Raw genomic sequence first — 15,094 nt, 5'->3', positions numbered from 1 at the left:
AAGGCATCCAAAATGGTAAAAAACCGGTGCTACTGGGAGGACATCTATTTGGCAGCGAACCTTCGCGCGCCCCGCACCGGCGGATTCGTCCGTTGCCACCTGATCCGTGCCTTGCCTGCTGCCGCTTCGGCACGGCGGGCGGCGCTGTCCTGCGCGCTGGCGCTGGCCGCCCTGCCGGGGGGCGCCGCCCCTGCCGAGCCGGCCCTGCCTGCTTCCCCGCCGGCGTCATCGGCCTCCGCGCCCGGCGCGGCGGCGCCTTACCGGCTGCGGATCGTCGGCAACCTCGGGGCCCTGTCGCAGTATTCCCGGCGCGAGGCTCCGTTCTGGACCAGGGATCTTCCGCGCCTGAGCGGCGGGCGCTTCACTGCCTCCATCGTCCCCTTCGACCGCGCGGGCGTGCCCGGCATCGAGATGCTGCGCCTGATCGAACTGGGCGTGGTGCCGCTGGGCACGGTGCTGATGAGCTCGCTCACCGCCCAGTACCCGCAGTACACCGCGGCCGACCTGCCGGCGCTCAATCCCACCCTGGCGGACCTGCGGGCCTCCGTGCAGGCCTTCCGGCCCTACCTGCAGGACGAACTGCGCAGGCACCACCATTTCGAGATGCTGGCGGTGTACGTCTATCCCGCGCAGGTGCTGTTCTGCAAGAGCGCCCTGTCCGGGCTGGCGGACCTCAAGGGACGCCGCGTGCGCGTCTCGTCCGCGGCGCAGGCGGACTTCATCGCCTCGCTGGGCGGCGTGGCCGTCTATACGGGCTTCGGCCAGATCGTGCCCAGCCTGCAGGCGGGCGACAGCGAATGCGCCATCACCGGGACCATGTCGGGCAACACGCTCGGGCTGCACCGCATGACCCACTACCTGCACACGCTGCCCATCACCTGGGGGCTGTCCTTCTTCGGGGCCAATGACGAGGCATGGGCGGCCATGCCGCCCGAGTTGCGTGCGCTGCTGATGCGCGAGCTGCCCAGGCTGGAAGATGCCATCTGGCGCGATGCGGAGGCCGAGACGGAAGAGGGCGTGGCCTGCAACAGCGGGGCACCGGCCTGCGTGCATGGCGAGAAGGGCTCCATGGTCGTGGTGCCCCTGTCGCCCGAGGACGACGCCCGGCGCCTGCGCCTGCTCTCCGAGTCCGTGCTGCCCAGCTGGCTGCGCCGCTGCGGCGATGGCTGTGCCGCCGTCTGGCGCCGCACCGTGGGCCGGGCGCGCGGCATTCCCGCACCGGAGACTCCCTGATGGTGGCGCTGTCGGTCCGCCTGCAGTGGGCCGTGTCCGCGGCGGTCGCGGCGCTCGTGCTCGGTATCGCGGGGGCTGCCGCGGGGCTGATCGTGAATGCGCGGCATGTGGCCGTGGCCGAGAGCGATACGCAGGTGGCGCGCTTCGCCGCGGGCGCCGAGGCGGCCCTGAACCGCGCGCTGCTGGGCCTGGACGTCCTGCTGGCCAGCACCGACGACATGATCGAGCTGTGGAGCGAGCGCATGCCCCGCACCGATCCCGAGTTCATCGGCAAGCTGCTGCGCAGCGCCTCCCGGCAGAACATCCTCGTGCGTTCGGTGGTGCTGATCGACCAGCGGCGCAACGTGGTGGCCGCGTCGGACGCCATGGGCTCGCGCGTGCTCCAGGAGCTTCCGGCCGGGTTCTTCGACGAGGCGATGTCCCAGGGCATGCCCACCCTGTTGCTGAGCGCCCCCACGGTCAGCTTCGCCAGTTCCGAACGCATCCTGTACGCGGCGCGGCCCATCCGTTCCCAGCAGGGAGAGCGCCTGCTGGCGGTGCTGCAGGTGCCCGTGAGCATGCTCGCCGCGGTACTCGCCCAGGGGGCGGACATCCCGGGGCTGGAAGTCACCCTGGAACGCGGCCGGGGCGAGCTGATCATCGGCACTTCCGGCCGCGGCGAGGCGCGCAGCCGGGCGCGCGTGTCCCCGCTGGGCGACGATGCTCCGGCCTCCAGCGCCTGGGACCAGCCGGCGCGCCTGACCGGCGTGCCCGCCCTGGTGGTCGCCCGGCCCATCCTCTACCCGGGCCTCTGGATCACGGCGAGCCTGCCCGAGGCATCGGCGCTGGCGAGCTGGCGCTCCGAGCGCAATGCCATCGCGGCGGTCGCGGCCCTGCTGATCGCCACCGCGCTGGCGGCGGGCGGCTTCGCCATGGCCTATCTGCGCCGCATCAGCCGTGCGCGCAACGATCTCGCGCGTTCCAAGGCCACGCTCGAACAGGCCCTGGGCTCCATGGTCAGCGGCTTCGTGCTGCTGGATTCCGGCCACCGCGTGCTGCAGTGGAACCAGCGCTACGAGGAAATCTTCCCGTGGCTGCGGTCCATGATGGAAGTGGGCCTGCCGTTCCGCTCCGTGCTGGAGGCCACGTCCCGCTACTACCTGCCCGAAGCCGACGAGGCCATGCGCCGCGAGTGGGTCGAGCAGCGGCTGCTGCTGCAGCGCGAGACCCGGGGCACGCACGAGCAGATGCTGCCCAACGGCCATTTCATCCAGATCACCGAGCGCGCCACGCCCGAGGGCGGGCTCATGATCACCTACCACGACGTGACGGACATGCGCCGGGCCAGCGCGGAGATCGAGAACCTCGCCTTCTACGATCCGCTCACGGGGCTGCCCAACCGGCGGCTGCTGCTCGACCGGCTGCACCAGGCCCTGGCCACCGCGCAGCGGTCGCACCAGTTCGGCGCGCTGCTCTTCCTGGACCTGGACCAGTTCAAGACCCTCAACGACACACAGGGCCACGAGATGGGTGACTTGCTGCTGCAGCAGGTGGCGCTGCGCCTGCGGGTCTGCGCGCGCCCGGCGGACACCGTGGCGCGCCTGGGCGGCGACGAGTTCGTGGTGATGATGAGCGATCTCTCGCACGACCGTCAGGAGGCCGCGTCGATCGCGCGGCGCATCGGCGAGAAGATCCTGCATGCCGTGGCCCAGCCCTACCACCTGCAGCTGCAGGTGCACCAGAACACCTGCAGCGTCGGCGCCGCCATCTTCGGTGACCAGCGCCAGACCGCGGCCGACCTGCTCAAGCAGGCGGACATCGCCATGTACCAGGTCAAGGCGCGGCGCGGCAATGCGCTGTGCTTCTTCGATCCCCAGATGCAGGTCGTCATCAGCCAGCGCGCGCGGCTCGAAGCCGACCTGCAGGCCGCCATCGCCGCGCAGGAATTCGTGCTGTATTACCAGCCGCAGGTCTCCCGCAAAGGGGAGGTGATCGGGGCCGAAGGGCTGCTGCGCTGGAAGCATCCCGAGCGGGGGCTGATCGCCCCGGGCGAATTCATCGCCGTGGCCGAGGAGAGCGAGCTCATCGTGCCCATCGGCCAGTGGGTGCTGCGCACGGCCTGCGCGCAGCTCGCGGCCTGGAGCAGCGACCCCCGGCTCTCGAACCTGCACATCGCAGTGAACGTCAGCGCACGGCAGTTCCGCCATCCGGACTTCGTCGCCAGCGTGGTCGAGGCCCTGCAGCATGCGGGCGTGAAACCCCACCTGCTGGAGCTGGAGCTGACGGAATCCCTGGTGCTCGACAACGTGGACGATTCCGTCGCCAAGATGCACCTGCTGCGCACCAAGGGCGTGCGCTTCTCGGTGGACGATTTCGGCACGGGCTACTCGTCGCTGGCCTACCTCACCCGCCTGCCGCTGCACCAGCTGAAGATCGACCAGTCCTTCGTGCGCAACCTGGGCAAGCGGCCCACGGACGACGTGATCGTGCAGACCATCATCGGCATGGCCCGCAACCTCGACCTGGAGGTCATCGCCGAAGGCGTGGAAACCCAGGAACAGCGCGATTTCCTGGACCGGCACGGCTGCGACCTCTACCAGGGCTACCTGTTCGCGCGGCCCATGCCCGCCCAGGATTTCCTGATCCGCTACGGCGCGGTGGCCTCGGAACAACCCGAGTGACCAGCGCGGGTGCAGGCCGCTATATAACTTTTCGATACAAAATTACATTTCCAAAAAGCTATCCAATCGATAAGCCTCCCACCTATCATCGCGACCGTCTCTAACCCTCGGGCGCGGTCCGGCCGTGTCCCTCGTAACCAAGATGACACGCCGCGTCACCATCCAGACGCCCCTGGGAGAGCAGCTGCATTTCCGGCAGCTGCGGGGCAGCGAGGAGCTGAGCCAGCTTTTCTCCTTCGACATCGACCTGCTCTCTGAGGGGCGCGACATCGATCCCAAGGCGCTGCTGGGCAAGACGGCGACGGTGGAGATCGAGACCGAAGGCGGCGGCAAGCGGTACCTGGACGGCCTGGTCACGCGCTTCGGCATGCAGGGGCAGGACCATCGGCTGTACTCGTACCACCTGCGCCTGCAGCCCTGGCTCTGGGTGGCCACGCGGCGGCAGGATTTCCGCATCTTCCAGTTCAAGACCGTCCCGCAGATCGTGGAAGAGGTTTTGAGCCGTTACGGTTATCCGATGCAGTTGAAGCTCACGCGCGCGTACCGCGCCTGGGACTACTGCGTGCAGTACGGCGAGAGCGACTTCGATTTCGTCTCCAGGTTGCTGGAGCATGAAGGGGCGTACTACTACTTCCAGCACGCGAGCGGCCAGCACACCCTGGTGATCGCCGACGACATCGTGGCCGGCCACGAGCCCCTGCCGGGCGCGGCCGTGATCCCGTTCTACCCGCCCGAGAAGTCGGCCACGGCCGACCGCGAGAACATCCACGCCTGGACATTGGGCGAGGAGATCAAGCCCGGGCGGTACTACAACGATGACTACGACTTCAAGAAGCCCCGGTCGGATCTCTCCAACATGCGCCAGCAGCCCCCGGGGCACGCGCACGACGCGTACGAGATCTACGAATGGCCGGGCGGCTACGTGCAGCACGGCGACGGCGAGCAATATGCCCGCGTGCGCCTGCAGGAAGGCCTGACGGGCCACAGCACCGTCAGGGGTGAATCCCGCCACCGGAGCCTGGCCACGGGCTACACCTTCACGCTGGAGAACTACCCGCGCGGCGACCAGAACCGGCAATACCTCATCACGGGCGTCACCTACCACCTGCACGAGAACCCGCGCAGTTCTTCCTTCAACAGCGCCAAGCCGGGCGAGGCGCTCAAGCACAACGAAGAGCAGGGCTCCTTCCAGAAGTTCAGCCTCACGGCCCAGCCCACGAGCCTTCCGTACACGCCCGCGCGCAAGACGCAAAAGCCGAGAACCACGGGCCCGCAGACCGCCGTCGTGGTCGGCCCGGCCGGGGAAGAAATCTGGACCGACGAATACGGCCGCATCAAGGTGCAGTTCCACTGGGACCGGCTGGGGGCGATGGACGAGAACTCCAGCTGCTGGGTGCGGGTGGCCACGAGCTGGGCGGGCTCGGGCTTCGGGGCGATCTCGATCCCGCGCATCGGGCAGGAAGTGATCGTGGACTTCCTGAACGGCGACCCGGACTATCCCATCGTCACGGGCAGCGTCTACAACGCCGCGAACATGCCGCCGTGGGCCTTGCCGGGCAATGCGACGCAGTCGGGCATCAAGACGAAGTCGAGCAAGGGCGGGGCCTTCGGCGACGGGATGAAGAACGGCGCGGGCGACGCCAACGCGATCCGCTTCGAGGACAAGAAGGGCGCGGAGCAGGTGTGGCTGCATGCGCAGAAGGACCAGCTCATCGAGGTGGAGAACGACGAGGACCACTGGGTGGGCCAGGACCGGCGCAAGACGATCGACCGGGACGAGACGAACACCATCCACCGGGACCGCACGGAGACGGTCGATCGCGACGAGAAGATCACGGTGCACAACAACCGCACGGAGCGGGTGGACCACGACGAGACGATCAGCATCGGCGACAACCGGAAGGAAGACGTCGGCATCGACGAGACGGTCTCCATCGGCAACAACCGCAGCAAGACCATCGGCCGCAACGAGAAGGACAAGATCGGCAACAACTGGTCGATCAAGGTCGGCAGCTTCAAGACCGAGACCATCGGCCTGGCCTACCTGCAGAACGTGGGCCTGGCGAAGATGGTGAACATCGGCGCAGCCTACAACGTGAACGTGGGCGCGGCCATGGTGGTGAACGTGGGGCTCAGCCAGTCCACCAACGTGCTCATGAACCGGTCCGTCACCGTGGGGCAGAGCCAGACCACGAAGGTCGGTGCCGACCGCACGGACGAGACCTCCGACAACTACACGGAGAACGTGGGCAAGAACTCGGCCACCACCGTGGGCGAGGTGCGCACCCTGAGCGTGGGCAAGGAGATGTCCGTCAAGGTCGGAGACGCGATCGAGATCCAGTGCGGCAAGGCCGTGCTGCGCATGACCAGCGACGGCACGGTGCAGATCAACGGGCAGACGATTTCCATCGCGGGCAGCTCCAAGGTGACGGTCTCGTCGCCGGACAGCCACGTCAATCCTGCGTGAAGCGGGAAAAACAGGAGAGGAGGGTTCCGATGGCACAAGCGCAGGCTGTTTCCATCCCGGCGGACGACGCCGCGCCAGGCGCCGATGCGGGTGCGGCGCCGGTGATGCGCACCGGCCGTGTCACCGGGGCGCTGGCCCCGGACCGCTATGCCGTGGAGTACCCCGGTGCGGCGGCGGACATGGCCGCCAGCGCCTCCGTGGGCGTGCTCCTGCCGGAACTCGTTCCCGGCGACGAGGTGCTGCTGGTGGTGCGCTCCGGCGGCGAGGCCGTCATCACCGCAGTGCTGGCCCCCTCGCCCGCGGTGCCGTGGAACCAGCGTGCCATCCGCCTGCAGTCGCAGGACGCCGTGGTGCTGTCGTGCGGCGAGGCGTCCCTGCGCCTGACGGGCCAGGGCCTCGCACGGCTCGTGGCCCTGAAGATCGAGCACGACGCGCGCGACCTCGTGGACATCGATGCGGCCGAGGTCCGCATCAACTGAGCGCCCGTCAGAGATGCACCTGCAGGCTTTCCAGGTAACGGGCGGCTTCCCTGTCGAACGTGTGCCGCCAGACCATCGCCATGTGGCCGTGCTCGGGCTCCAGCACGAGCGTGTCGAACGCGGGGCGGACGGTGCCGCGCTCGCCCCGCACCGCCCAGGACACGGCCGGCTGCAGGTCCGGCACGGCGGTTTCCCCCTCGCCATGGGCGCACAGGTGCTTCCACCGGATGCGCGTGCCCGGCCGGACCTGTCCCGGCGCGAACTGCATGCGCGGGTGGGCACAGTTCCATGCCGCCGGGTCGAAGGTGGCCGGCATGCGTGCCACGAGGCCGGGCGCCTGTTGCAGTTCCTGCGGAGCGTAGCTGCCCCACAGGGCGCGGCGGGGCAGCCACGTGCGTCCGATGCAGCCGAAGCCCGCGGGCGGGTCATTGCCGGAGGGCAGGCGCACGGGCGCATCGGCCCACTCGATCTGGTGCAGCGGCGCGCCGTCCCGCGGCACCCCGGCGCTGAAACCGGTGCCCGGCGGATTGCCGGCATGGAAGGCCATCGGGTCTTCCGCGTCCTGGCCGCCGAAGGCAAGGCCGTACACCACCGGCACGCGCAGCGCCGGCTCGCAGGCCTCCGCCACGGGGAACAGCCCCATGCGCCGGCGCCACACCCGCCGGCCGTGGATGCGCACCGTACGGGTTTCCGCGCCGATGGACAGGCCCGCGTCGAACCGGTCCGCCGGACGGCCTCCGGGCGCGTAGGCGAAGCCGTTGAATACCACGTCCACCCGCGGCTTGAAGGGGGCCAGGTCGGCCTCGTGCCGCACGGTGCCCTGCAGCCCTTCCTCCCCGAAAAACGCGTCGCCGCGGTAGATCGGCAGCGCGCTGCCCTGGGCGACGGGCCTGCCCGCGAAATCCAGCGTGGCCTTGATGACCAGCGTCCGGCACGCGCTGCCGTCCGGCCGGTGGCCCGGCAGCAGTTCCGCGGCGAAGGGCGTCAGGTTGTCCAGCATCGGGTGGGGTCCTCCTGCCCGGCATTGTCTTTGATCCCACGCGCGCCGCGGCCTGCGGCGCCCCCTTCCGAATGAATGTCATCGAACTGCCCGTGCCCCGGGCCACGGACCTGCCGGTGTGGACCGATCCGCCCGCGCGCATGGCGCGGTCGCTGGTCACCCAGTACTGGCGCCGCAGCCACCTGCTGCCGCGCTCCGCCGCCCGGCCCGCCGCGATCGCCGTGTTCGACGATGCCATCGTGCAGGCGCTGGCCGGGTTGAAGCAGCACCTGGCGCACGCCCCCGAGGTGCTGCCCGCCTGCCGGGAGGCCATCGCCGCCGCGGGCGACGAAACCCTGCACGAACCTTCGCGCATCTTCGCGCTCTCCTGCCTGGAGGTGCTGCAGCTGCAGCTCGGCCGCGCGGGTGCCGAACTGGCGCACCTGGGCGGCGAATACCTGCAGGCCCAGCCGGGCGCGGTCTGCAACGCCCTGCGCTTCGCCTTCGACGGCACGGTGGGTGACTACCTCGCTCCCCGGGTGGCGCTGCTGGCCGGGCAGCAGGGCGCGGAGCGCGCTCCGCTCGGCCGCCTGCTGCTGCGGCTGGCGATCGCCCGGCCCGCGGTGTCGGACGCCTTCGCGGAAGCGGTCGCGCCCTGGGCCGCGTCCCTGTCCGGCGGCATGGCCGTGCTCTGCGCGTGGCGCTGCACCGGCCGCGGCGACGAGGCCCGGGCCCTGGCCGCCGTGGAGCAGGGCGACGATGCCGAGGCCGCGCTGGCGGCGCTGGCGCTCATGGGCAGCGCGCAAGAGACTCCGGCGGCTCGCACCGTGCTGGCGCGCACCCCCGGTTCGCCTGCGGCGCTGGCGCTGCTGGCCGCGCGCGAAGGCTACGAACTCGCGGTCGCCCTGCGGGAGGGGCGCCACCCGGACATGCCCTGGGCCCTCCAGTGCCAGGGCGCCTCCCTGGTCGGCGACGTGCCGCTGCTGCGCCACCTCGCCGCCCATGCGCCGTGGGACGAGGAGGAGGCCTGCCGCACGCTGGCCGATGCCGTGGCACTGCTCACGGGCACGCCGGCCGACGGGCTTTTCGACCTCGCCCTGCCCGCGCCGGAGCGGGCTTCCGCCGCCGATGCGGCATTGGCCGCACTGCCGCTGGAAGGCCCGGCGCTGCGCCTGGGCCGCGCCCGCAGCCAGATCGTGCTGGAGGAGTCCACCGCCTTGGCCGGCGCGCCGCTGCGCCACCTGCTCCATCTCGAACACGCATCGCGCCTGGCCGGCGCGCTCTGGATCGAAGCCGACGACCTGATGCCCGTGCAGGGCCTGGCCGTGGCCACGGCCTCGGTCCTGGAACGGGCGGCCTTCGGCGCCGCGCAGCCCCAGCCATGACGCCTCTTTCCATCGCCGCCACCGGCGCCTGCACCCCCGTCGGCACCCGCGCCTGGCAGACCGCCGCCAGCCTCTCCGCGGGCCTGTCCGCCTTCACCCGGCAGGCCATCGCCGGCCAGGCCGACCACCGCGCCACCGTCTCGCGCGTGCCCGGCATCGACCCGGCCTGCACCGGCACGGAGCGCCTCGTGCGCCTGGCCGCCCCGGCGCTGCACGAAGCCCTGCGCTCCGGGCCGGCGCCCGCCACGGGCTGGCCCCTGCAGCGGCCGATCCCGCTGTTCGTGGCCCTGCCCGAGGCCTGGGCGGAACGGCCCGGAGGCATCGACGCCGACCGCTTCGCGCTGGAACTGCCGCGCGCCCTGGACCTCGCCCCGGAATTCCTGCCCCTGACCCTGTATGCGGGCGGTGCGGTGGGCGGCGCCGATGCGCTGTCCGGAGCCTACCGGTTCATGCAGTCGCACCCCGACGTGCCCGAAGTGCTCGTGGGCGGCGTGGACAGCCTCGCCGACCCGGCCGTGGTGGAGGTGCTCTACCAGCGCCGCTGGGTGCAGGTCGCCGGCCATTGCGAAGGCTTCGTCGCCTCCGAGGCCGCCGCCTTCGTGCGCCTGGGCCGCATGCCCGCGGCCGGCGACTTCGCCACCGTCTATCCGCCGGCGTTCGGCGAGGAAGCCGCCCCCCGCGTGGGCGAGGACTCGCTGCTGGACGGCCGCGCCCTGATCCAGGCCGCCCGCGCCGCGCTGCAGACCGCGCACATGCCCGCCGATGCGCTGCATTCCTACTGGTCGGACATGGACGGCTCCCCCTGGCGCGGGGCCGAACGGGCCAGCCTGTCGGCGGCCTTCGCCGCCGACGGCGGGCTCGCCCCCGCGCGCGATCCGGCCGCCTTCCTGGGAGAGGTCGGCGCCGCGTGGGTGCCCCTCATGCTCTCGCTCTTCCATGAAATGCGCCAGGCGCTGTCCCACCCCGTCATGCCTGCGCGCCTCGCGGGCCACGCGGGCCTGCAGACCGTCACCGGCCTGTCCACGCGCACCGCCGCCTGGGTCGCCACCTGGGACCATGCGCAGCCCGCGCGGCCGGCGGCGGGCGCCGGCCGCGGTGCCCTCCCGATTCCTTCCTGAGCACAGACATGGCCACGTTCGTCAACGACCGCAGAGCGATCCACGAAGGCCGCAGCCCGGCGATGATCCCGGGCCCGGTGAACCCCGTGTTCCCGAAGCCCAACGGGCCGCCCGTGCCGATCCTGAACATGGCGCACGGGCCGGGCCTCAAGAACGGCACCGCCACCCTGAAGATCGACCGCCAGCCCGTCGCCATCGCCGGCAGCCGCTTCGAATCCATCCCCGCCACGCCCGACCGCCTGGGCGGCATCGCGGGCGTCAAGTCCACGGTGGTGGGTGGCGCCGCCGAGCCCACCAGCTACAGCAGCGACACCAAGTTCGAGAGCCGCGGCAGCGTGCGCTCGTTCGACACCACCAAGAGCAATGCGCTGGTGATCCAGCCCGGCTGGGCCATGCGGCTGGCCATGAAGGCGCTGCCCGGCCCCTACGACCAGCTCGCCCAGAAAGTCATCGAGAAGCTGCCCGGCGCCTTCGGCGACCAGCTCGCGGCCCTCGGCGAGAGCCTCACGGACCCGAGCGTGCTCATCGGCCCTGCGCTCAAACTGGTGGGCAAGCTCATCCCGGGGGTGAACCTCGTGGTGGGCGGCGCGGCCATGGCCGAATCCGCCGTCCAGGTGGCGGAACTTGCCAAGGAAGTGCAGGAGCTGCTCACCCCGCCGCTCACCGACGAGAAGATCGACCAGATCGCCGACGTCATCGCCAACGGCATCGCCTCGGTCACCATCGGCTTCGTGCTGGGCAAGATCGTCAAGCGGGCCAAGGGCAAGCCCAAGCCCGTGGCGAACCGGGGGGACAACCAGGTCAATCCCAATGCGCCGGGCACCATCCTCGATGACGCGCGCCCGGGCCACATGCCGCAGCCTTCCTGCGAACTGGGCACCTGCCACCCAGTCATCTTCGCCACGGGCGCCAAGATCCTCGCCGAGACCGACTTCGAGCTGCCCGGCCCGCTGCCGCTCGCCTGGCGCCGCTTCTACCGCTCCAGCGACCGGCGCCCGGGCTGGCTCGGCTGGGGCTGGAGCACGCCGCTGTCCATCGAGCTCACGCTGGCCTACGACGCCGTACATTACTACGACGCGCGCGGCCGCCTCGTGCGGCTGCCCGTGCTGCCGCGCGGCGCCAGCCACTTCGATGCGCGCGAGAAGATCACCGTGCGGCACCACGAGGGCGGCGGCTGGAGCATCGAAGCCACCGACGGCCTGCGGCATGAATTCGCGGCCCCCGTGCCCGGCCAGTGGCGCCTGCCGCTGGCGCGCATGGCCGACCGCAACGGCAACGCCGTCACGCTGCATTACCCCGCGTACGATGCCACCGGCGCCGATGGCTGCGCGCCGCGGCCGCTGGGCCTGACGGACAGCGCCGGCCGGCAACTGCGCTTCGCATGGAGCGGCGAAGAGGGCGCGCCGGACCGGCTGCTGCAGGCCATCCACCTGGAGCCGCGCGTACTGGATGGCGTGCAGCACGCGGGCGGTGTGCTCGCGCGCTACGCCTATGGCACCGAGGGCAACGAGGCTGGCGACCTGCGCGCCAACCTGGCCGAGGCCGCCGACGCCCTGGGCGGCACCGCGCGCTACCGCTACCGCCACCACCTCATGGTGGCCTATGCCACCCGCAACGGCTTCACGCACCACCAGCAATGGAGCCGCCACGATGCGGGCGGGCGCGTCGTGCGCACCTGGACGGACACGCCGGGTCTGCTGGACACGCGCTTCGACTACGACCTGGGCCGGCGCACCACCCACGTGACCGACGCGCTGGGCCGGCGCAGCAGCTACGAATACAACGCGGCGCACGAAGTCGTCGCCATCACCGAACCCGGCCCCGATGGCCGCCCCGTGCGCACCGAGACGCGCCTGGACGCCGCCGGCAACCCCGAGGAAGCCCGCGACGCGCTGGGCCGGGCCACGCGCTGGCGCTTCGATGCGCGCGGCAACCTGCTGGCCGTGACCGACGCGGCCGGCGCCACCACGCGCCTCGCCTATGACCACCTCGACATGCCCGTGGAAGCGATCGATGCGCTGGGCCATGTCTGGCGCCAGCGCTACGACGAACGAGGCAACCTCGCCGAGCGCGTGGATCCGCTAGGCCATGCCACGCGCTGGCGCTACGACGCGCGCGGCCTGCCCGTGGCCATCGAGGATGCGCACGGCAAGACCCGCCGCCTGCTGTGGGACGACGCCGGCCAGCTCGTCGCCTACACCGACTGCTCCGGCCAGACTACGCGCTACACCTGGGACACGCTCGGCAACCTGCTGACATCCACCGACGCCCTGGGCCAGACCACCCGGTACCGCCACGACGCCCTGGGCCGCCTGCGCCACGTGGTGGGGCCCGACGGCTCGGAGCACCGCTACGACTTCGATGCGCAGGGCAACCTCACCGGCTACACCGACCCGCAGGGCGCCGCCACGCGTTACGCCTACAACGGGCTCGACCAGCCCGTGCTGCGCCAGGACGCGCTCGGCGGCACGCTGCGCTACCAGCACGACGCCGTGGGCCGCCTCGTGGCGCTGCAGAACGAGAACGGCGACACCACCCGCTTCACCTACGACGCGGCGGACAACCTCATCGAGGAAATCGGCTTCGACGGCCGCATCCAGCGCTACCGCTACAACGCCGCGGGCGAACTGGCCGAGCTGCACGAGCGCGACGCGCGGCTGCCATCGGACACGCCGTACGACCCCGACCCCGCAGCGCCGTTACCGAAGCGCACCGTGTTCCGCCGCGACGCGGTGGGCCGCCTCGTCGCCAAGGCGCACCTCGGCCCGGACGGCACGGAAGAAGGGGCCGGCAGCGGCGATGCCACCACCTTCGCCTACGACCTGCTGGGCCGCATGCTGCAGGCCGGCAATGGCGACGCCCAGGTGCATTTCGCCTACGACCCGCTTTCGCGCCTCGTCGAGGAAGTGCAGGAGCACCTGGCGCCGCAAGGGACGGGCACCCTGGGCCGCTATGCCTGGCGCCATGCCTACGACGCGCTGGGCAACCGCACGGACTGCCGCATGCCCGGCGGCCGGCACGTGCAATGGCTCTATTACGGCTCGGGCCACCTGCACCAGATCCGCGTGGATGGCCACGTGCTCTCGGACATCGAGCGCGACGCGCTGCACCAGGAAATCGAGCGCACCCAGGGCGCCCTGGAAAGCCGCTACGGCTGGGACCCGATGGGCCGGCTGGTGGCGCACAAGGTGGGCCGGCGGCAGGCGCTGCAGGGCCAGCCGGGCATGCCGTCCCCCCAGTCCCTGCGGGATCGCGAGCACGGCCTGCCCGCACTGCCGCAGCTTCCTTCGGGCGACCGCATCGCGCGGCAGTACCGCTACGACCCCACGGGCAACCTGATCGCCACGCGCGACGGCCTGCGCGGCGACAGCCACTACCGGTACGACCCGCTGGGCCGCATCCTGGCGGCACAGCGCGGCGGCAACCCACAGCAGCCCAACGAGCGCGAAACCTTCGCGTTCGATCCGGCCGGCAACCTGCTCAACCCCAACCGGGGCGCTGGCGCGCAGGCGAGCGGCGGCGTGGGCCAGCGGGACGTGGTGCCGCACAACCGCCTGACGGTCTACCAGGACCTGCGCTTCGCCTACGACCTGCACGGCAACGTCGTCGAGCGGCGTATCGGCTGGCACACGGTTCAGCACTACCGCTACAGCCCGGAGCACCAGATTGTCGAAGCGAGGGTCGTGCGCTACCGCGACCGCCCCGCCGAAGGGCACGCGGAGCCTGCGGCCACGGAGCAGGTCACCCACTACCGCTACGACGCGCTGGGCCGGCGCATCGAGAAGCGGGACGCGTTCGGGCGCACGGCCTTTCTCTACGACGGGGACCTGCTGGCGGGCGAACTGCGCGGCAGCAGGCTGTCGGAATACCTCTACGAGCCGGACAGCTTCGTGCCGCTGGCGAAGCTGGAGTCGGAGTGGAAGGGCGAGGCCGCAGACAAAGAAGAGGAAGAAGACAAGGAGTCGGCACGACCCAAGGACTTCGCTGCCTACTACTACCAATGCGACCAGATCGGCGCGCCGCAGGAACTGACGGACGAGCAGGGCCGCATCGTCTGGGCGGCGAGCTACCGGGTGTGGGGGCAGACGCAGGCGCTGCAGGTGATGCGCACGGGCACGGACGACGCAGCGGTGTTCACCCAGGCGGAGCGGCCTTTGGCGCTGGCGGCGAAGGGGGATGTGCAGGCGCTCAGCTTCGTGGAGCAACCGCTGCGTTTCCAGGGGCAGTACTTCGATGGCGAGACGGGGCTGCACTACAACCGACATCGGTACTACGATCCTGTGACGGGGCGGTTCGTGCACCAGGATCCGATTGGGTATCTAGGTGGAATAAACCTGTATAAATATGCACCAAATTCTATGGTGTGGGCGGACCCACGTGGGCTGGCAGTTTTTGGGCAATTAGGGACGTACGGCAGTTTGAATGGCGGCTCTCATGTGGGAGATAAACTGGCGGCTCACGAATTGGTTCGACACGAGGCACTTGTACAGGCGGGTTGCGCAACCAAGAGGAGAAGATTGCAGAATAACCCTTCTATCGCATTGGACAGTAAAACCCATGGCGCTGTGCATGCCAACGAGAATGCACTGGCAATGCAGCATTTAAACAATCCTGTCAATGTATTCGACTTCGGCCCGGATGGTAAGCCATCCAAGAGACAGATGGATGTTTGGCAAGGCGCGCTTAGGAAGGCAGGTATTCCTGCGTCTAGAGCTCGCAGATTAAGGAAGGCAAGTGAGAAATTTTGCTGTTGTTTATAGCTATTATCGAAGG

General features: G+C 70.3%; 8 protein-coding genes. 7 read left to right on the top strand and 1 reads right to left on the bottom strand.

Going from position 1 to position 15,094, the window contains the following annotated elements; translation table 11 throughout:
- The first annotated feature begins 12 nt into the window (after positions 1–12).
- The 4 genes from ACGHC0_RS17670 to ACGHC0_RS17655 all read left to right on the top strand — a co-directional run bounded on the left by ACGHC0_RS17670 (position 13) and on the right by ACGHC0_RS17655 (position 6,839).
- Complete coding sequence (locus ACGHC0_RS17670; protein WP_415266322.1) at positions 13–1,233, top strand: TRAP transporter substrate-binding protein; 1,221 nt, start codon at positions 13–15, stop codon at positions 1,231–1,233.
- On the top strand, positions 1,233–3,893 hold the full coding sequence (locus ACGHC0_RS17665; RefSeq protein WP_415266321.1) for an EAL domain-containing protein: 2,661 nt from the start codon (positions 1,233–1,235) through the stop codon (positions 3,891–3,893). Before ACGHC0_RS17670 ends, ACGHC0_RS17665 begins: the two co-directional genes overlap by 1 nt.
- A 142-nt stretch (positions 3,894–4,035) precedes the next feature.
- Entirely contained in the window at positions 4,036–6,360 is a 2,325-nt protein-coding gene (locus tag ACGHC0_RS17660) for a type VI secretion system Vgr family protein (protein ID WP_368355661.1), read from the top strand.
- 29 nt (positions 6,361–6,389) lie between these two features.
- Positions 6,390–6,839, top strand: a complete 450-nt coding sequence (locus tag ACGHC0_RS17655; protein ID WP_415266320.1) for a hypothetical protein — start codon at positions 6,390–6,392, stop codon at positions 6,837–6,839.
- Positions 6,840–6,846: 7 nt separating this feature from the next.
- On the opposite strand, the gene ACGHC0_RS17650 is transcribed toward ACGHC0_RS17655, so the two are convergent.
- Positions 6,847–7,839: a DUF2169 family type VI secretion system accessory protein gene (locus tag ACGHC0_RS17650; protein ID WP_368352212.1), complete on the bottom strand. Its 993-nt coding sequence runs from the start codon at positions 7,837–7,839 to the stop codon at positions 6,847–6,849.
- A 71-nt stretch (positions 7,840–7,910) separates the two neighbouring features.
- On the opposite strand from ACGHC0_RS17650, the gene ACGHC0_RS17645 reads away from it, so the two are divergent.
- From ACGHC0_RS17645 to ACGHC0_RS17635, 3 genes are read left to right on the top strand one after another with little or no spacing between them, the layout of a single operon-like run.
- On the top strand, positions 7,911–9,203 hold the full coding sequence (locus ACGHC0_RS17645) for a hypothetical protein (RefSeq protein WP_415266319.1): 1,293 nt from the start codon (positions 7,911–7,913) through the stop codon (positions 9,201–9,203).
- Positions 9,200–10,321 (top strand): 3-oxoacyl-ACP synthase, encoded by a 1,122-nt coding sequence (locus tag ACGHC0_RS17640; protein ID WP_415266318.1) that lies wholly within the window; start codon positions 9,200–9,202, stop codon positions 10,319–10,321. The genes ACGHC0_RS17645 and ACGHC0_RS17640 overlap by 4 nt, the downstream gene beginning before the upstream one ends.
- 8 nt (positions 10,322–10,329) lie before the next feature.
- Entirely contained in the window at positions 10,330–15,081 is a 4,752-nt protein-coding gene (locus ACGHC0_RS17635) for a DUF6531 domain-containing protein (RefSeq protein ID WP_415266317.1), read from the top strand.
- The last annotated feature ends 13 nt before the right edge of the window (positions 15,082–15,094 follow it).

It is taken from the genome of Acidovorax sacchari (assembly GCF_042847045.1).
Lineage (GTDB): Bacteria > Pseudomonadota > Gammaproteobacteria > Burkholderiales > Burkholderiaceae_C > Paracidovorax > Paracidovorax sacchari.
Note: the sequence above shows the minus strand (reverse complement) of the source record. Positions and strands in the feature narration are given on the sequence as shown.

What these genes read in the sequence shown, in the direction of transcription:
- ACGHC0_RS17655 (WP_415266320.1), top strand. Translation starts at nt 6,390, where the DNA reads ATGGCACAAGCGCAGGCTGTTTCCATCCCGGCGGACGACGCCGCGCCA.
- ACGHC0_RS17670 (WP_415266322.1), top strand. Translation starts at nt 13, where the DNA reads ATGGTAAAAAACCGGTGCTACTGGGAGGACATCTATTTGGCAGCGAAC.
- ACGHC0_RS17635 (WP_415266317.1), top strand. Translation starts at nt 10,330, where the DNA reads ATGGCCACGTTCGTCAACGACCGCAGAGCGATCCACGAAGGCCGCAGC.
- ACGHC0_RS17665 (WP_415266321.1), top strand. Translation starts at nt 1,233, where the DNA reads ATGGTGGCGCTGTCGGTCCGCCTGCAGTGGGCCGTGTCCGCGGCGGTC.
- ACGHC0_RS17650 (WP_368352212.1), bottom strand. Translation starts at nt 7,839, where the DNA reads ATGCTGGACAACCTGACGCCCTTCGCCGCGGAACTGCTGCCGGGCCAC.
- ACGHC0_RS17645 (WP_415266319.1), top strand. Translation starts at nt 7,911, where the DNA reads ATGAATGTCATCGAACTGCCCGTGCCCCGGGCCACGGACCTGCCGGTG.
- ACGHC0_RS17640 (WP_415266318.1), top strand. Translation starts at nt 9,200, where the DNA reads ATGACGCCTCTTTCCATCGCCGCCACCGGCGCCTGCACCCCCGTCGGC.
- ACGHC0_RS17660 (WP_368355661.1), top strand. Translation starts at nt 4,036, where the DNA reads ATGACACGCCGCGTCACCATCCAGACGCCCCTGGGAGAGCAGCTGCAT.